Raw genomic sequence first — 17916 nt, 5'->3', positions numbered from 1 at the left:
AGGAAGGGGGCGTCACCGCCCTCTTCCATTCGCGTCACGTGTTATTCGGTTTCCAGATCGATATCGATGCCGAGGGAACGAATTTCTTTGATCAACACGTTGAAGGACTCGGGCATGCCCGGCTCCATACGGTGATCGCCGTCCACGATGTTTTTGTACATCTTGGTACGACCGTTCACATCGTCCGACTTCACTGTGAGCATTTCTTGCAGGGTGTATGCCGCGCCATATGCTTCCAGCGCCCACACCTCCATCTCCCCGAAACGCTGACCACCGAACTGAGCCTTACCACCCAGCGGCTGCTGGGTAACCAGGCTGTAAGAACCAGTGGAACGCGCGTGCATCTTGTCGTCCACCAAGTGGTTCAGCTTCAGCATGTACATGTAGCCAACGGTGACCGGACGCTCGAACTTGTTACCGGTACGACCATCGAACAGCTGCATCTGGCCGCTCTCTGGCATGTCAGCCAGTTTGAGCATTGCCTTGATTTCGCTTTCCTTGGCGCCGTCGAACACCGGAGTCGCCATTGGCACGCCGTTACGCAGGTTCTTCGCCAGGTCCAGGATTTCCTTATCGCTAAGGTCTTCCAGGTTCTCTTGACGACCACCGATCTCGTTATAGATCTCGGTCAGGAACTTGCGCAAGTCAGCAACTTTACGCTGCTCTTCGAGCATGCGGTTGATCTTCTCGCCCAGACCCTTGGCCGCGAGGCCCAGGTGAGTCTCAAGAATCTGACCAACGTTCATACGCGAAGGTACGCCCAACGGGTTCAGTACGATATCGACCGGAGTACCGTTGGCGTCGTGCGGCATGTCTTCAACCGGCATGATCACGGAGACCACACCCTTGTTACCGTGACGACCGGCCATCTTGTCGCCCGGCTGGATGCGACGACGGATTGCCAGGTAAACCTTGACGATTTTCAGAACGCCCGGTGCCAGGTCATCGCCCTGTTGCAGCTTGCGTTTCTTGTCTTCGAACTTGTCGTCCAGCAGACGGCGACGATCAACGATGTAAGCCTGGGCTTTCTCGAGTTGCTCATTCAGCGCGTCTTCGGCCATGCGCAGTTTGAACCACTGGCCATGCTCCAGACCGTCGAGGATCTCGTTGGTGATGTCCTGACCTTTCTTCAGGCCAGCACCACCTTCGGCGATACGACCGACCAGCGCGGAACGCAGACGTTCGAAGGTTGCACCTTCAACGATACGGAACTCTTCGTTCAGATCCTTGCGAATCTCGTCCAGCTGGGACTTCTCGATGGACAGTGCGCGAGCGTCACGCTCTACGCCGTCACGGGTGAAGACCTGAACGTCGATGACTGTACCTTTGGTACCAGTTGGCACGCGCAGGGAAGTGTCTTTAACGTCGCTGGCTTTCTCACCGAAAATGGCGCGCAGCAGTTTTTCTTCTGGCGTCAGTTGGGTCTCGCCTTTTGGCGTGACTTTACCGACCAGAATGTCGCCCGGGCCAACTTCAGCACCGACGTAAACGATACCGGCTTCGTCCAGTTTGTTCAGTGCCGCTTCACCCACGTTCGGGATGTCGGCAGTGATTTCCTCAGGCCCAAGCTTGGTATCACGCGCCACACAGGTCAGTTCCTGAATGTGGATCGTGGTGAAGCGATCTTCCTGAACCACACGCTCGGACAGGCAGATGGAGTCTTCGAAGTTGAAACCGTTCCAGGCCATGAACGCGATGCGCATGTTCTGGCCCAGAGCCAGCTCACCCATATCGGTCGACGGACCGTCAGCCATGATGTCGCTGCGCTGGATACGATCACCTTTGCTCACCAGCGGACGCTGGTTGATGCAGGTGTTCTGGTTCGAGCGGGTGTACTTGGTCAGGTTGTAGATATCTACACCTGCTTCACCCGGCTCTACTTCATCATCAGCAACGCGAACCACGATACGGCTGGCATCAACGGAATCGATCACACCGCCACGGCGAGCCACGACGCAAACGCCGGAGTCACGCGCAACGTTGCGCTCCATACCAGTACCGACCAGCGGCTTGTCAGCACGCAGGGTCGGAACCGCTTGACGCTGCATGTTCGAACCCATCAACGCACGGTTGGCGTCGTCGTGCTCGAGGAACGGGATCAACGAAGCTGCTACCGAGACTACCTGCTTGGGCGAAACGTCCATCAGGGTTACGTCATCAGGCGCCTTGACCGTGAACTCGTTCAGGTGACGTACCGCTACCAGCTCGTCGATCAGCACCTTCTTGTCGTTCATCGTGGCCGAAGCCTGAGCGATGACGTGGTCAGCTTCTTCAATAGCCGACAGGAAGACGATCTCGTCGGTGACCAGTGCGTTCTTCACCACGCGGTACGGGCTTTCCAGGAAGCCGTACTGGTTGGTGCGCGCATAGGCCGCCAGGGAGTTGATCAGACCGATGTTCGGACCTTCCGGCGTTTCGATCGGGCAAACACGACCGTAGTGCGTCGGGTGAACGTCGCGAACTTCAAAGCCGGCGCGCTCGCGAGTCAGACCACCAGGGCCGAGTGCAGAGACACGACGCTTGTGGGTGATCTCGGACAGCGGGTTGTTCTGGTCCATGAACTGAGACAGCTGGCTGGAACCGAAGAACTCTTTCACCGCGGCAGCGACTGGCTTGGCGTTGATCAGGTCCTGAGGCATCAGGCCTTCGCTTTCCGCCATCGACAGACGCTCTTTGACCGCACGCTCGACACGGACCAGACCTACACGGAACTGGTTCTCGGCCATTTCGCCTACGCAGCGAACGCGACGGTTACCCAGGTGGTCGATGTCGTCGACGATGCCTTTGCCGTTACGGATATCGACCAGCGTCTTGAGGACGGCAACGATATCTTCCTTGCACAACACGCCCGAACCTTCGATCTCGGTACGACCGATACGACGGTTGAACTTCATCCGGCCGACCGCAGACAGGTCATAGCGCTCTGGGCTGAAGAACAGGTTGTTGAACAGAGTCTCGGCAGCATCCTTGGTCGGTGGCTCGCCAGGACGCATCATGCGATAGATCTCGACCAGCGCTTCCAGTTGGTTGCTGGTGGAGTCGATCTTCAGGGTGTCCGAGACGAACGGACCGCAGTCGATATCGTTGGTGTACAACGTTTCGAGGCGAACGACCTGAGCCTTGGCAATCTTGGCCAGGATCTCGGTGTTCAGCTCGGTGTTGCATTCAGCAATGATTTCGCCAGTAGCCGGGTGCACGATCACCTTGGCCGTAGTGCGACCCAGGACGTAGTCCAGAGGCACTTGCAGCTCTTTGATGCCAGCCTTTTCCAGCTGGTTGATGTGGCGCGCAGTAATACGACGACCTTGCTCAACGATCACCTTGCCGTTTTCATCCTGGATATCCAGAACGGCAATTTCACCACGCAGGCGCTGAGGCACCAGCTCCAGGCTCAGGGTCTCGCCCTTAACGTGGAATACGTTGGTGCTGTAGAAGGCATCGAGCACTTCTTCAGTGGTATAGCCGAGCGCGCGCAGCAATACAGAAGCCGGCAGCTTGCGACGACGGTCGATACGGACGAATACACAGTCCTTTGGATCGAATTCGAAGTCCAGCCACGAGCCGCGGTAAGGAATGATGCGCGCGGAGTACAGCAGCTTGCCGGAGCTGTGCGTCTTGCCACGGTCGTGGTCGAAGAACACACCAGGCGAACGGTGCAGCTGGGAGACGATAACGCGCTCGGTACCGTTGATTACGAAGGTACCGTTTTCAGTCATCAGGGGGATTTCACCCATGTAGACTTCTTGCTCTTTGATGTCCTTGATCGCTTTGTTCGACGATTCTTTGTCGAAAATGATCAGACGGACCTTGACCCGCAGAGGTACTGCGTAAGTCACACCGCGCAGTACGCACTCTTTGACATCAAATGCCGGTTCGCCCAAGCGATAACCTACATACTCCAGCGCAGCATTGCCGGAGTAGCTGATGATCGGGAAAACGGATTTGAAGGCTGCATGCAGACCGACGTCGCGGAACTGATCTTTGGTCGCTCCCGCTTGCAGGAATTCGCGATACGAATCCAGCTGGATGGCCAGGAGATACGGCACATCCATTACGTCCGGCAACTTGCTAAAGTCCTTGCGGATACGTTTTTTCTCAGTATATGAGTAAGCCATCAGCGTTCCCCAGCTTGGTCACCTGCTTGTTTGGCTTCTCCCGACGGGAGCAGCCAGAAAATCGTGCAAACCCCTTGGTTTGCGCCGCCTCTCGGGCGGTTCCTGCACGTTAAAGACACTGACCTAATCAGCTGTCTAGAACGGAAAAAGGCCGGTGGCAAAAGCCACCAGCCATCAGCCTTCCGCTTACCGCTTCGGCTGGATACGCAAAGTCGATACTTATTTCAGCTCGACTTTAGCGCCTGCTTCTTCCAAGGCTGCTTTAGCCTTGTCAGCTGCGTCTTTGGCAACAGCTTCCAGAACGATGCCTGGTGCGCCGTCAACGACTGCCTTGGCTTCTTTCAGGCCCAGACCGGTCAGTTCACGTACTGCCTTGATCACGTTAACTTTCTTCTCGCCAGCTTCAACCAGCATGACGTTGAATTCGGTTTGCTCTTCAACAACAGCAGCAGCTACAGCAGGACCTGCCGAAGCAGCAGCGGCGGAAACGCCGAATTTTTCTTCGAAAGCTTTGATCAGCTCAACAACCTGCAGAACAGACATTTCAGCTACGGCGTTGAGGATATCGTCTTGAGAGATAGACATGACTCTAATTCCTGAATTGTGTGAGGGCCTATGCGGCCTTCGAAATAAACAAAAATACGCGAGAAGAAGTGTGCGGCCTTAGGCTGCAGCAGCTTCTTTCTGTTCGTGAACTGCCGCCAGAGTACGAGCCAATTTGCTGGTCGCGCCTTGAATCACGCTCATCAGCTGGGAAATTGCTTCGTTACGGGTCGGCAAGGTTGCCAGTACGTCGATCTGATTAGCTGCGAGGAACTTGCCCTCGAACGCAGCTGCCTTGATCTCGAACTTGTCCTGACCTTTGGCGAACTCTTTGAACAAACGGGCAGCAGCGCCTGGATGTTCGTTGGAGAACGCGATCAAGGTCGGGCCGGTGAACGCATCGTTGAGGACACTGTATTGAGTGTCAGCAACGGCGCGCTTGAGCAGGGTGTTACGTACGACACGTACGTAAACGCCAGCTTCACGAGCCTCTTTACGGAGTCCGGTCATCGCGCCTACTGTCACGCCACGGGCATCAGCCACGACAGCAGACAGAGCGACTTTGGCAGCCTCGTTGACTTCAGCGACGATGGCCTTCTTGTCTTCGAGTTTAATTGCCACGGGTTTAACTCCTGCTTGTTACCGTTTCATCTGGCCGGAGCCGGATGTCGTTTTGGTGTCTGATTCGGTAAGGAACCGGGAGCACCATCTGCGTAGGCTTGAGGTTTAAGGCTTGCGCCGCCTACGGTCTTGGATAGCCCCCGCCAGGCAGGGACCCCAATCTTTCGAGCGGTGCGCAATCAGCGCACCGTTCTGTGTTACGCGTCCAGCGAGCCTTGGTCGATGACCAGACCTGGGCCCATAGTGGTGCTCAGGGTAACGCGCTTGACGTAGATACCTTTCGAGGAAGCTGGCTTGATACGCTTCAGATCAGCGATCAGGGCTTCAACGTTTTCCTTCAGCTTGACGGCGTCGAAACCGACTTTGCCAACGGAAGTGTGAATGATGCCGTTTTTGTCGGTGCGATAACGAACCTGGCCAGCCTTGGCATTCTTGACGGCGTTAGCAACGTCAGGAGTAACAGTGCCGACTTTCGGGTTAGGCATCAGGCCACGTGGACCCAGAACCTGACCCAGTTGACCTACAACGCGCATTGCATCAGGGGATGCGATAACGACGTCATAGTTCAGGTCACCGGCTTTCATTTCGGCAGCCAGATCGTCCATACCAACGCGATCAGCGCCGGCAGCCAGAGCGGCCTCAGCAGCTGGGCCTTGAGTGAACACAGCAACGCGAACGGTCTTGCCAGTGCCGTGTGGCAGCACAGTAGCGCTACGAACAACCTGGTCAGATTTACGCGGGTCAACACCGAGGTTTACAGCAACGTCTACGGACTCGCTGAATTTAACGGTGGACAGTTCGGTCAGCAGTGCAGCAGCGTCAACGAAGTTGTAGGCCTTGCCTGCTTCGATTTTGCCGGCGATTGCCTTTTGACGTTTGGTCAGCTTAGCCATTACACACCCTCCACGTTGAGGCCCATGGAACGAGCAGAACCGGCGATGGTACGCACGGCTGCTTCCATGTCAGCAGCAGTCAGATCCGCGTTTTTAACTTTCGCGATATCTTCCAGCTGAGCACGGGTCACGGTACCGACTTTAACAGTGTTCGGACGAGCCGAACCGCTGGTCAGGCCAGCTGCTTTTTTCAGCAGGACCGAAGCCGGGGTGCTTTTGGTTTCAAAAGTGAAGCTGCGGTCGCTGTAGACAGTGATGATCACTGGAGTCGGCAGACCTGGCTCAAGACCCTGAGTACGGGCGTTGAAAGCCTTGCAGAATTCCATGATGTTCACGCCGTGCTGACCCAGAGCAGGACCGACGGGCGGGCTTGGGTTAGCCTGAGCGGCCTTCACTTGCAGCTTGATGTAAGCGGTAATCTTCTTGGCCATGAGGCACTCCAATTACGGGTTCGAACGCCAGTTAAGGCTCCCCGGTTACTTGCACGTTTATCCCAGTGACGAAAAAACCCCACAGCCAGGGCTGCGGGGTATGGGATTCTTGCTCAGTTAGACCTTTTCGACCTGACTGAACTCAAGCTCTACCGGAGTAGAGCGTCCGAAAATGAGCACAGCAACTTGAATGCGGCTCTTCTCGTAGTTAACTTCCTCGACAGTACCGTTAAAATCAGCGAACGGACCATCTGTGACGCGAACAACCTCACCCGGCTCGAACAGAGTCTTCGGCTTCGGCTTATCGCTACCATCAGCAACGCGACGCAGAATGGCTTCAGCTTCTTTGTCGGTGATCGGCGCAGGCTTGTCGGCAGTACCACCGATGAAGCCCATGACGCGAGGCGTGTCTTTCACCAAGTGCCAGGTGCCTTCATTCATGTCCATCTGGACAAGCACGTAGCCAGGGAAAAACTTCCGCTCGCTCTTACGCTTTTGGCCGTTGCGCATTTCAACGACTTCTTCGGTAGGGACCAGAATCTCACCGAAGCCGTCTTCCATGCCAGCCAGCTTCACGCGCTCGACCAACGAGCGCATTACATGCTTCTCGTAACCCGAATAAGCATGCACTACGTACCAACGCTTAGCCACGGGACACCCTTAGCCAACAATCAAAGAAACAAGCCAGCCGAGCAGGGAATCAAGCCCCCACAACAGCAAGGCCATCACCAGCACAACAGCGACTACGATCAGAGTGGTCTGAGTAGTCTCCTGGCGGGTGGGCCATACGACTTTACGAATTTCAGTGCGCGCTTCTTTCGCCAGAACGAAGAAAGCCTTGCCCTTGCCAGTCTGCAGACCTATGAAGCCGGCAGCAGCAGCGATGACAAGCAATACGAGGACGCGATACAGGATCGGCTGCGCAGAGAAGTACTGGTTACCAACTACACCTACGGCAACCAGAACGACCACCAGCAGCCATTTCAGCAAGTCAAAACGTGAGTCTTGGGCTTCAGCTTTGGGAGTCATCTACGAAGATCCTGTGAAAAGAAAGCCAGATACCACTGAGTGAATCTGGCAGGTCAGGAGGGAATCGAACCCCCAACCTACGGTTTTGGAGACCGTCGCTCTGCCAATTGAGCTACTGACCTAAAAGCAAAATCAGGCCGACCATTATGCTGACCTGAAAATAATTTTTCAACATCTATTCAGCGGGTTGCCGCATTTACCACTCCGGTAACACCAGACAACCCACCAAACCTAGAGGATCGACACTCGGATCGACCGCCTAAAACAAAGGCAGATATTTGCATATCTGCCTTTGATAATGGAGCTCTTGAGCGGATTCGAACCGCTGACCTCACCCTTACCAAGGGTGTGCTCTACCAACTGAGCTACAAGAGCGAAACACTTTTGCACAATCTGTAATCTGGAGCGGGTAGCGGGAATCGAACCCGCATCATCAGCTTGGAAGGCTGAGGTTCTACCACTAAACTATACCCGCACAACCTACAGCTCACGCTTGAATATGGTGGAGGGGGAAGGATTCGAACCTTCGAAGTCGTAGACGTCAGATTTACAGTCTGATCCCTTTGGCCGCTCGGGAACCCCTCCTAAGCGAGGCAGCATTCTCAATGCTTGCTGCCCTTCTGTCAACCTTTTTCTCATAAAAATTATGAGGTTACATCTGTTGACCGTTTCGCATTGCCTGTTACAACTTATACCGCACTGCGAAGCGGGCGCCATTCTATGCAAACTAATCTGCAGTTGCAACACCTTCACACGACATTATTTTGTTTTTTAATTGCGGGAAGTCTTTGCTCAGCCCCTGGATCAATACGTCATCCACCAAACGGCGACTTTCCGGGCCTACACGCAGCCAATAAGTCGCAGTACCCGCACTCTGCAGAGCCTTGAATTGCGTCTGTATATCCAGACTGATCAGCCGCTGCTCGACAGTCCGAACATCCTCCTGGCGAGCAAAGCCGCCGAGATAGAGGCATTTCTGCTCAGCCTCAGCGCCCTGCTCACGCCCGACATCCGATTCGCTGAGCAAATGAATATCTTGCTGAGCAGATCGAGCCAGCGACAGCGGCAGTATCTCTTTAGCTCGCAGCGGAGCCTCTTGCTGCTGCCAGACGTAATAAAAGCCGTTCAGCATCAACAGCAGCAGAAATAGCCAACGCATAAAGACCTCAGGAAAACGGACAGGCGAGGGCCAGCCCCATGAAGATAAGATCCGGTACCACCCGCGCACCAGGCAGCACACCATCGACCAGACCAGCATCGCCGCCAGTGATAAAAATAGCGAAATCATCAGCCCAATATTCTCGGGCAATCTCGGCCTGGGTTGCGACGAAGCCGCGCAACATCAACGAACAGCCACGCTCGACCGCCTCAGCCGTGGAGCGCCCGGGCGAGAGACTCGTCAGAGCCTGCTCAGCCGCCGCGTCATCGTAGCGAATGCGTCGTGTATGGGTACGCAGCTGGTTGCGCATGAGCGGCAGGCCCGGGCAGATAAAGCCGCCAAGGTGGCGCCCACTGGCATCGACGAAGTCGGAAGTCACTGCCGTGCCCAGATCGATCACCAAACAGGCCTTGCGGACATGATGAAAGGCGCCGACCACCGCCAGCCAGCGGTCCAGCCCCAGCCTTGCGTAATCGTCGTAGCCGTTCTCTACGCCTGCCAGGACCTGCATCGGCAGAGCGCAGACCACATCAATGGTAAACGCCTCCTTCAACACCTGGATCAGCCGCTCGGTTTCTTCGTGGGTGCGGACGCTGACCAGCCGGCATCGACTCAGATTGAGCCGAGACAACCCACCCAGGTGAGCAAGCAGTGCCGTATCAGACTCTGCAACCCCGCCTGCCAGCACCGCAGCACCCTCGATAACACGCCACTTGATGAAGCTATTGCCGCAATCGAGTTCAAGAATCATCACGCAGCCTCAGACCGAGCTCACCACCACTGAATCGCTCTTCCACGCCCGCCACCTCAAGGCGCAACGCACCCACTGCATCGATACCCAAGACTCTCCCCTCAATTACCCCGGATCCCGCATGCAGGCTCACGGCACGCCCCTGCCACAAGTGGTTCTGCTCCCACTCGGACTGAATGGCAGCGAACCCCTGCTCTCTATGCAGCGCAAGGTATCTCTCCAGCTTCTGGCTGAGGCTGACAACCAGGTCATTGCGCTCAATCAGACTACCCACCTCAAGGCTAGCGGAAGTCCAGGCCTGATCGACCTCTACAGTCGCCTGCATATTCACATTGATACCGACACCAATGACCAAATGGCAGACATCAGCGGGATCCCCCATCAACTCCAATAGGATGCCAGCAATCTTGCGTCCTTCTACCAACACATCATTGGGCCACTTCAGCCCGGCCCCGGAGACACCCGCATCGCGCAATGCGTGCATGACCGCGAGCCCTACAACCAGGCTCAGCCCCTCCAACTGCTGCATACCACCCTCGATACGCAACACAAGGCTGTAATACAGATTCTCTGCGAACGGACTGACCCAGGTGCGACCCCGCCGCCCGCGCCCTGCGGTCTGCCGCTCGGCGAGTACCAACGCAGGCATGGCATTACCCTGACCGATAAGGCGCGCAGCCTCGGCGTTGGTAGAGTCAACACTATCCAGAACGCGAACGGACCAACCCAGAACATCAAGGCGCTGCGCCAGACGCTCAGCATCAAGCAAAGAGACCGGGCGGGCGAGTTTGTAACCTCGGCCACGCACCTTGTGGATCTCGATGCCCAGTTCGCCCTCGAGTAGTTGCAGCTGCTTCCAGACGGCACTGCGACTGACACCCAGAACCCGTCCCAGGACCTCCCCGGAATGGAATCCGCCATCAGCGAGAAGCCTGAGCAATCTCAGCATTTAGTTATCGCCTGACAATGAGGCACGCATAATAGCCATGCCTACCAGCGGTGCATAGAAACGAAAATGTCTTTTTCCCGCGCAAAAACAAAACCCCATTTGCTTTCGCAAATGGGGTTTCGGAATTTAATCTTGACGATGACCTACTCTCACATGGGGAAACCCCACACTACCATCGGCGATGCATCGTTTCACTGCTGAGTTCGGGATGGGATCAGGTGGTTCCAACGCTCTATGGTCGTCAAGAAATTCGGGTACTGACTCGTGACCAGATGGCCTCGCTTCAGCAAATCGGGTATGTGATATCGGTGTTTTGTGAGTCGCAAACTTTCGGTTTGTGCGTCTTCATACACCGCAACTCGCTTCTTAAGCAAATTGCTTGGGTGTTATATGGTCAAGCCTCACGGGCAATTAGTATTGGTTAGCTCAACGCCTCACAGCGCTTACACACCCAACCTATCAACGTCGTAGTCTTCGACGGCCCTTCAGGGAACTCAAGGTTCCAGTGAGATCTCATCTTGAGGCAAGTTTCCCGCTTAGATGCTTTCAGCGGTTATCTTTTCCGAACATAGCTACCCGGCAATGCCACTGGCGTGACAACCGGAACACCAGAGGTTCGTCCACTCCGGTCCTCTCGTACTAGGAGCAGCCCCTCTCAAATCTCAAACGTCCACGGCAGATAGGGACCGAACTGTCTCACGACGTTCTAAACCCAGCTCGCGTACCACTTTAAATGGCGAACAGCCATACCCTTGGGACCGGCTTCAGCCCCAGGATGTGATGAGCCGACATCGAGGTGCCAAACACCGCCGTCGATATGAACTCTTGGGCGGTATCAGCCTGTTATCCCCGGAGTACCTTTTATCCGTTGAGCGATGGCCCTTCCATACAGAACCACCGGATCACTAAGACCTACTTTCGTACCTGCTCGACGTGTCTGTCTCGCAGTCAAGCGCGCTTTTGCCTTTATACTCTACGACCGATTTCCGACCGGTCTGAGCGCACCTTCGTACTCCTCCGTTACTCTTTAGGAGGAGACCGCCCCAGTCAAACTACCCACCATACACTGTCCTCGATCCGGATAACGGACCTGAGTTAGAACCTCAAAGTTGCCAGGGTGGTATTTCAAGGTTGGCTCCACGCGAACTGGCGTCCACGCTTCAAAGCCTCCCACCTATCCTACACAAGCAAATTCAAAGTCCAGTGCAAAGCTATAGTAAAGGTTCACGGGGTCTTTCCGTCTAGCCGCGGATACACTGCATCTTCACAGCGATTTCAATTTCACTGAGTCTCGGGTGGAGACAGCGCCGCCATCGTTACGCCATTCGTGCAGGTCGGAACTTACCCGACAAGGAATTTCGCTACCTTAGGACCGTTATAGTTACGGCCGCCGTTTACCGGGGCTTCGATCAAGAGCTTCGCGTTAGCTAACCCCATCAATTAACCTTCCGGCACCGGGCAGGCGTCACACCCTATACGTCCACTTTCGTGTTTGCAGAGTGCTGTGTTTTTAATAAACAGTCGCAGCGGCCTGGTATCTTCGACCGGCATGAGCTTACGGAGCAAGTCCTTCACCCTCACCGGCGCACCTTCTCCCGAAGTTACGGTGCCATTTTGCCTAGTTCCTTCACCCGAGTTCTCTCAAGCGCCTTGGTATTCTCTACCCAACCACCTGTGTCGGTTTGGGGTACGGTTCCTGGTTACCTGAAGCTTAGAAGCTTTTCTTGGAAGCATGGCATCAACCACTTCGTCATCTAAAAGATGACTCGTCATCAGCTCTCGGCCTTAGAATCCCGGATTTACCTAAGATTCCAGCCTACCACCTTAAACTTGGACAACCAACGCCAAGCTGGCCTAGCCTTCTCCGTCCCTCCATCGCAATAACCAGAAGTACAGGAATATTAACCTGTTTTCCATCGACTACGCTTTTCAGCCTCGCCTTAGGGACCGACTAACCCTGCGTCGATTAACGTTGCGCAGGAAACCTTGGTCTTTCGGCGTGGGTGTTTTTCACACCCATTGTCGTTACTCATGTCAGCATTCGCACTTCTGATACCTCCAGCAAGCTTCTCAACTCACCTTCACAGGCTTACAGAACGCTCCTCTACCGCATCATCAAAAGATGATACCCGTAGCTTCGGTGCATGGTTTGAGCCCCGTTACATCTTCCGCGCAGGCCGACTCGACTAGTGAGCTATTACGCTTTCTTTAAAGGGTGGCTGCTTCTAAGCCAACCTCCTAGCTGTCTAAGCCTTCCCACATCGTTTCCCACTTAACCATGACTTTGGGACCTTAGCTGACGGTCTGGGTTGTTTCCCTTTTCACGACGGACGTTAGCACCCGCCGTGTGTCTCCCATGCTCGGCACTTGTAGGTATTCGGAGTTTGCATCGGTTTGGTAAGTCGGGATGACCCCCTAGCCGAAACAGTGCTCTACCCCCTACAGTGATACATGAGGCGCTACCTAAATAGCTTTCGAGGAGAACCAGCTATCTCCGAGCTTGATTAGCCTTTCACTCCGATCCACAGGTCATCCGCTAACTTTTCAACGGTAGTCGGTTCGGTCCTCCAGTTAGTGTTACCCAACCTTCAACCTGCCCATGGATAGATCGCCCGGTTTCGGGTCTATTCCCAGCGACTAAACGCGCTATTAACACTCGCTTTCGCTACGCCTCCCCTATTCGGTTAAGCTCGCCACTGAAAATAAGTCGCTGACCCATTATACAAAAGGTACGCAGTCACCCAACAAAGTGGGCTCCCACTGCTTGTACGCATACGGTTTCAGGATCTATTTCACTCCCCTCTCCGGGGTTCTTTTCGCCTTTCCCTCACGGTACTAGTTCACTATCGGTCAGTCAGTAGTATTTAGCCTTGGAGGATGGTCCCCCCATATTCAGACAAAGTTTCTCGTGCTCCGTCCTACTCGATTTCATGACTAAGAGATTTTCGCGTACAGGGCTATCACCCACTATGGCCGCACTTTCCAGAGCGTTCCGCTAATCTCAAAGCCACTTAAGGGCTGGTCCCCGTTCGCTCGCCACTACTAAGGGAATCTCGGTTGATTTCTTTTCCTCAGGGTACTTAGATGTTTCAGTTCCCCTGGTTCGCTCCATACACCTATGTATTCAGTGTAAGGTAACCATCTTATGATGGCTGGGTTCCCCCATTCAGACATCTCCGGATCAAAGTCTGTTTGCCGACTCCCCGAAGCTTTTCGCAGGCTACCACGTCTTTCATCGCCTCTGACTGCCAAGGCATCCACCGTATGCGCTTCTTCACTTGACCATATAACCCCAAGCAATCTGGTTATACTATGAAGACGACATTCGCCGAAAATTTGCTTCTCTTTCGAGAACTCACAAATTTTACCTTAGCCTGAACAACACCAGTGAAAGTGTTCTCCAGTCTATCTTTCTATCACATACCCAAATTTTTAAAGAACGAACTGGTCAAAGACCAGAAATCAACATTCACCATCGAACCGATGGAATGCTCATTTCTAAGCTTTAGCGAGATGTAGAAGCAGTAAATGGTGGAGCCAAACGGGATCGAACCGTTGACCTCCTGCGTGCAAGGCAGGCGCTCTCCCAGCTGAGCTATGGCCCCGTATTGCTACAGGCTTTTCCACAAAATGGGTGGGTCTGGGCAGATTCGAACTGCAAAATCTGACCTCACCGCTCTTTACCTTGGAGGCGGGGTGCGCTCTTGCCAAGTACCTCACCAGTATTTGGTGGGTCTGGGCAGATTCGAACTGCCGACCTCACCCTTATCAGGGGTGCGCTCTAACCAACTGAGCTACAGACCCGAATTCGGGCGTGCAAAGCATTAAGCTGCTTCTATCGTCTTCTTCAATGAATCAAGCAATTCGTGTGGGAACTTGCGAAGAAGCTGAGTCTTCGATTAAGGAGGTGATCCAGCCGCAGGTTCCCCTACGGCTACCTTGTTACGACTTCACCCCAGTCATGAATCACACCGTGGTAACCGTCCTCCCGAAGGTTAGACTAGCTACTTCTGGTGCAACCCACTCCCATGGTGTGACGGGCGGTGTGTACAAGGCCCGGGAACGTATTCACCGCGACATTCTGATTCGCGATTACTAGCGATTCCGACTTCACGCAGTCGAGTTGCAGACTGCGATCCGGACTACGATCGGTTTTGTGGGATTAGCTCCACCTCGCGGCTTGGCAACCCTCTGTACCGACCATTGTAGCACGTGTGTAGCCCAGGCCGTAAGGGCCATGATGACTTGACGTCATCCCCACCTTCCTCCGGTTTGTCACCGGCAGTCTCCTTAGAGTGCCCACCTTAACGTGCTGGTAACTAAGGACAAGGGTTGCGCTCGTTACGGGACTTAACCCAACATCTCACGACACGAGCTGACGACAGCCATGCAGCACCTGTCTCAATGTTCCCGAAGGCACCAATCCATCTCTGGAAAGTTCATTGGATGTCAAGGCCTGGTAAGGTTCTTCGCGTTGCTTCGAATTAAACCACATGCTCCACCGCTTGTGCGGGCCCCCGTCAATTCATTTGAGTTTTAACCTTGCGGCCGTACTCCCCAGGCGGTCAACTTAATGCGTTAGCTGCGCCACTAAAATCTCAAGGATTCCAACGGCTAGTTGACATCGTTTACGGCGTGGACTACCAGGGTATCTAATCCTGTTTGCTCCCCACGCTTTCGCACCTCAGTGTCAGTATGAGCCCAGGTGGTCGCCTTCGCCACTGGTGTTCCTTCCTATATCTACGCATTTCACCGCTACACAGGAAATTCCACCACCCTCTGCCCTACTCTAGCTTGCCAGTTTTGGATGCAGTTCCCAGGTTGAGCCCGGGGATTTCACATTCAACTTAACAAACCACCTACGCGCGCTTTACGCCCAGTAATTCCGATTAACGCTTGCACCCTCTGTATTACCGCGGCTGCTGGCACAGAGTTAGCCGGTGCTTATTCTGTCGGTAACGTCAAAACACTAACGTATTAGGTTAATGCCCTTCCTCCCAACTTAAAGTGCTTTACAATCCGAAGACCTTCTTCACACACGCGGCATGGCTGGATCAGGCTTTCGCCCATTGTCCAATATTCCCCACTGCTGCCTCCCGTAGGAGTCTGGACCGTGTCTCAGTTCCAGTGTGACTGATCATCCTCTCAGACCAGTTACGGATCGTCGCCTTGGTGAGCCATTACCTCACCAACTAGCTAATCCGACCTAGGCTCATCTATTAGCGCAAGGCCCGAAGGTCCCCTGCTTTCTCCCGTAGGACGTATGCGGTATTAGCGTTCCTTTCGAAACGTTGTCCCCCACTAATAGGCAGATTCCTAGGCATTACTCACCCGTCCGCCGCTGAATCAGGGAGCAAGCTCCCTTCATCCGCTCGACTTGCATGTGTTAGGCCTGCCGCCAGCGTTCAATCTGAGCCATGATCAAACTCTTCAGTTCAATACTGCAATTAGGTTTTGAGAAAACCTTATAAACTTGGCTCAGCAATCGTTGGTTAAACCATGATATCTCGTGGAGTAACTGGCGATGCTGATAATCAGTTGACTTCAGTCTTACAGCGCAAGCACCCACACGAATTGCTTGATTCAGTTGTTAAAGAGCGGTTGGCTGATTCTTTCGTCTCAACCGAGGCGCGCATTCTACAGCGTCCTTTGCATCTGTCAAGCGGTTATTTTAAGAAGCTTTCAAAGTTTCCTTATCAACTTCAACCACTTGCGCTTCGTTTGACTTGGCGTCTCACGTTAGCGGGAGGCGAATTCTACAGCGTTACAATCTGCTGTCAACCACCTTCTTCACCGCTTCCGAATTCACCTTGAAAACCGAAACCCTTCCTCGCTGCTTACTCCGGTTAACTGCTTGATTATCAAGAAATTTTCCGTTTCGTCTGCGCCGGAAGTGGGGCGAATTATAGATAGATTCTGAGGGGCGTCAATACATATTTCAAAAAAGTTACGAGCTTCGAGCTGTGAGCCACGAGCTGAGCCGGGGACGACCACTATCTGCTTCTAGCTCGTAGCTCGCGGCTCGCAATCCCAAACCCGTACTATTCAGTCTTTAGAGTAATCCGCCCAAAAGCCTTCTTGCCCGCCTGACATACATGAGTCGCGCCGATCTTGAAGATAAAGCCACGATCAACCACTTCACCATCTATACGCACGCCACCAGAACCCAGCAGATCGCGAGCGACCGCAGAGTTCTTCACCAGGCCTGCCTTATTAAGGACAGCAGCGATCGGCATGTCTTCGGCGGCAGAGATACTGATCTCTGGCAGATCGTCCGGCAGCTCGCCCTCCTTCATACGGTTACCCGCAGAACGGTGAGCGTTCGCCGCAGCCTCTTCACCATGGAAGCGCGCCACAATCTCTTCAGCCAGCTTGATCTTGATATCACGCGGGTTGGCACCCGCTTCGCAGTCAGCCTTGAATGCATTGATCTCATCCATGCTGCGGAAACTCAGCAGCTCGAAGTAACGCCACATCAGCGCATCCGGGATGGAAACCAGCTTGCTATACATAATGCCCGGCGCCTCCTGGATACCGACGTAGTTACCCAGGGATTTGGACATCTTCTTCACCCCGTCCAGGCCTTCGAGCAACGGCATGGTGAGGATGCATTGTGCCTCCTGCCCATAAGAGCGCTGCAATTCACGCCCCATCAGCAGGTTGAATTTCTGATCGGTGCCGCCCAGTTCGACATCCGCACGTAGCGCGACAGAGTCATAACCCTGGACCAGCGGGTACATGAACTCATGGATGGCTATCGGCTGGTTGGCTTTGTAGCGCTTGTCGAAGTCATCGCGCTCGAGCATCCGCGCAACGGTGTACTGCGAGGACAGGCGAATGAAGTCAGCCGGAGCCATCAAATCCATCCAGGTGGAGTTGAAGGCGACTTCGGTCTTGGCCGGATCAAGAATCTTGAAGACCTGGGACTTGTACGTTTCAGCGTAATCCAGGACCTGCTCACGAGTGAGCGGCGGGCGCGTGGCGCTCTTGCCGCTCGGATCACCGATCATGCCGGTGAAGTCGCCGATCAGGAAAATGACGTGATGGCCCAGTTCCTGGAACTGACGCAGCTTATTAATAAGGACGGTATGACCCAGGTGCAGGTCGGGAGCCGTCGGGTCGAACCCGGCCTTGATGCGCAGTGGTTGGCCACGCTTGAGCTTCGTGACCAGCTCGGCCTCGACCAGGAGTTCATCCGCACCGCGCTTGATCAGCGCCAGCTGTTCTTCAACCGACTTCATATCAGCCCCGTAAATGGCTCGTTTCAAAGGGCTCCAACCATACAAGATCAGGGCCCGATTACAAAGTTCTGCCCAGCGCTCATCGGCGAATCCGGACGGGATACGCGCTTAGGGTTGCCTCAGGCAGGATTTGGTTATATTTTATACAGTTATTTCATCTTCATCATGTCATTCATCTTTTCCA

The 17916-nt window shown here is 54.3% G+C and carries 11 protein-coding genes, 6 tRNA genes and 3 rRNA genes; all 20 read right to left on the bottom strand.

The annotated features are described in order from the left end of the window. Positions 1–41: 41 nt before the first annotated feature. Entirely contained in the window at positions 42–4115 is a 4074-nt protein-coding gene (rpoB, locus tag AC1Z24_RS02745; RefSeq protein WP_259104499.1) for a DNA-directed RNA polymerase subunit beta, read from the bottom strand. Positions 4116–4334: 219 nt separating this feature from the next. Next, positions 4335–4700, bottom strand: coding sequence for a 50S ribosomal protein L7/L12 (gene rplL / locus AC1Z24_RS02740; protein WP_259104498.1), 366 nt, complete (start codon positions 4698–4700; stop codon positions 4335–4337). A gap of 78 nt (positions 4701–4778) precedes the next feature. Continuing rightward, entirely contained in the window at positions 4779–5279 is a 501-nt protein-coding gene (gene rplJ / locus AC1Z24_RS02735) for a 50S ribosomal protein L10 (RefSeq protein WP_483744456.1), read from the bottom strand. A 197-nt stretch (positions 5280–5476) separates the two neighbouring features. After that, positions 5477–6172: a 50S ribosomal protein L1 gene (gene rplA, locus AC1Z24_RS02730; RefSeq protein ID WP_099227161.1), complete on the bottom strand. Its 696-nt coding sequence runs from the start codon at positions 6170–6172 to the stop codon at positions 5477–5479. Continuing rightward, positions 6172–6603, bottom strand: coding sequence for a 50S ribosomal protein L11 (gene rplK / locus AC1Z24_RS02725; protein ID WP_062384456.1), 432 nt, complete (start codon positions 6601–6603; stop codon positions 6172–6174). Before rplK ends, rplA begins: the two co-directional genes overlap by 1 nt. Positions 6604–6720: 117 nt before the next feature. Continuing rightward, positions 6721–7254, bottom strand: coding sequence for a transcription termination/antitermination protein NusG (nusG, locus tag AC1Z24_RS02720; RefSeq protein ID WP_003186097.1), 534 nt, complete (start codon positions 7252–7254; stop codon positions 6721–6723). A gap of 9 nt (positions 7255–7263) precedes the next feature. After that, positions 7264–7632 carry a preprotein translocase subunit SecE gene (secE, locus tag AC1Z24_RS02715; protein WP_259104495.1) on the bottom strand — a complete coding sequence of 123 codons (369 nt, stop codon included), beginning with the start codon at positions 7630–7632 and terminating at the stop codon, positions 7264–7266. Between the two features lie 46 nt (positions 7633–7678). After that, positions 7679–7754: transfer RNA gene (locus AC1Z24_RS02710), tRNA-Trp, on the bottom strand. 177 nt (positions 7755–7931) lie between these two features. After that, positions 7932–8007, bottom strand: a tRNA-Thr gene (locus tag AC1Z24_RS02705). A gap of 26 nt (positions 8008–8033) precedes the next feature. Further along, positions 8034–8107 (bottom strand) — tRNA-Gly (locus AC1Z24_RS02700). A 25-nt stretch (positions 8108–8132) separates the two neighbouring features. Further along, a tRNA-Tyr gene (locus AC1Z24_RS02695) sits at positions 8133–8217 on the bottom strand. Between the two features lie 142 nt (positions 8218–8359). Continuing rightward, positions 8360–8791 carry a hypothetical protein gene (locus tag AC1Z24_RS02690; RefSeq protein WP_483744455.1) on the bottom strand — a complete coding sequence of 144 codons (432 nt, stop codon included), beginning with the start codon at positions 8789–8791 and terminating at the stop codon, positions 8360–8362. A 7-nt stretch (positions 8792–8798) separates the two neighbouring features. Continuing rightward, on the bottom strand, positions 8799–9542 hold the full coding sequence (locus AC1Z24_RS02685) for a pantothenate kinase (RefSeq protein ID WP_483744454.1): 744 nt from the start codon (positions 9540–9542) through the stop codon (positions 8799–8801). Then, positions 9532–10491: a bifunctional biotin--[acetyl-CoA-carboxylase] ligase/biotin operon repressor BirA gene (gene birA, locus AC1Z24_RS02680; protein WP_483744453.1), complete on the bottom strand. Its 960-nt coding sequence runs from the start codon at positions 10489–10491 to the stop codon at positions 9532–9534. Before birA ends, AC1Z24_RS02685 begins: the two co-directional genes overlap by 11 nt. Positions 10492–10621: 130 nt before the next feature. Further along, a 5S ribosomal RNA gene (rrf, locus tag AC1Z24_RS02675) occupies positions 10622–10737 on the bottom strand. 144 nt (positions 10738–10881) lie between these two features. Continuing rightward, positions 10882–13775: ribosomal RNA gene (locus AC1Z24_RS02670) — 23S ribosomal RNA — on the bottom strand. Positions 13776–14020: 245 nt separating this feature from the next. Continuing rightward, positions 14021–14096 (bottom strand) — tRNA-Ala (locus AC1Z24_RS02665). Positions 14097–14218: 122 nt separating this feature from the next. Next, positions 14219–14295, bottom strand: a tRNA-Ile gene (locus tag AC1Z24_RS02660). Positions 14296–14391: 96 nt separating this feature from the next. Beyond that, positions 14392–15928: ribosomal RNA gene (locus AC1Z24_RS02655) — 16S ribosomal RNA — on the bottom strand. The 16S, 23S and 5S rRNA genes sit together here with 2 tRNA genes alongside, the layout of an rRNA operon. A gap of 604 nt (positions 15929–16532) precedes the next feature. Then, positions 16533–17732, bottom strand: a complete 1200-nt coding sequence (tyrS, locus tag AC1Z24_RS02650; RefSeq protein WP_483744452.1) for a tyrosine--tRNA ligase — start codon at positions 17730–17732, stop codon at positions 16533–16535. Positions 17733–17916 lie beyond the last annotated feature (184 nt).

Source organism: Pseudomonas sp. JL23, assembly GCF_056933585.1.
The sequence above is the reverse complement of the archived record's forward strand: the minus strand, read 5'-3'. Positions and strand labels throughout refer to the sequence as shown.

Excerpts from the sequence above, each read along its gene's own strand:
- AC1Z24_RS02685 (WP_483744454.1), bottom strand. The coding sequence starts at position 9,542 with ATGATTCTTGAACTCGATTGCGGCAATAGCTTCATCAAGTGGCGTGTT.
- rplK (WP_062384456.1), bottom strand. The coding sequence starts at position 6,603 with ATGGCCAAGAAGATTACCGCTTACATCAAGCTGCAAGTGAAGGCCGCT.
- rplA (WP_099227161.1), bottom strand. The coding sequence starts at position 6,172 with ATGGCTAAGCTGACCAAACGTCAAAAGGCAATCGCCGGCAAAATCGAA.
- secE (WP_259104495.1), bottom strand. The coding sequence starts at position 7,632 with ATGACTCCCAAAGCTGAAGCCCAAGACTCACGTTTTGACTTGCTGAAA.
- tyrS (WP_483744452.1), bottom strand. The coding sequence starts at position 17,732 with ATGAAGTCGGTTGAAGAACAGCTGGCGCTGATCAAGCGCGGTGCGGAT.
- birA (WP_483744453.1), bottom strand. The coding sequence starts at position 10,491 with ATGCTGAGATTGCTCAGGCTTCTCGCTGATGGCGGATTCCATTCCGGG.
- rplL (WP_259104498.1), bottom strand. The coding sequence starts at position 4,700 with ATGTCTATCTCTCAAGACGATATCCTCAACGCCGTAGCTGAAATGTCT.
- AC1Z24_RS02690 (WP_483744455.1), bottom strand. The coding sequence starts at position 8,791 with ATGCGTTGGCTATTTCTGCTGCTGTTGATGCTGAACGGCTTTTATTAC.
- rpoB (WP_259104499.1), bottom strand. The coding sequence starts at position 4,115 with ATGGCTTACTCATATACTGAGAAAAAACGTATCCGCAAGGACTTTAGC.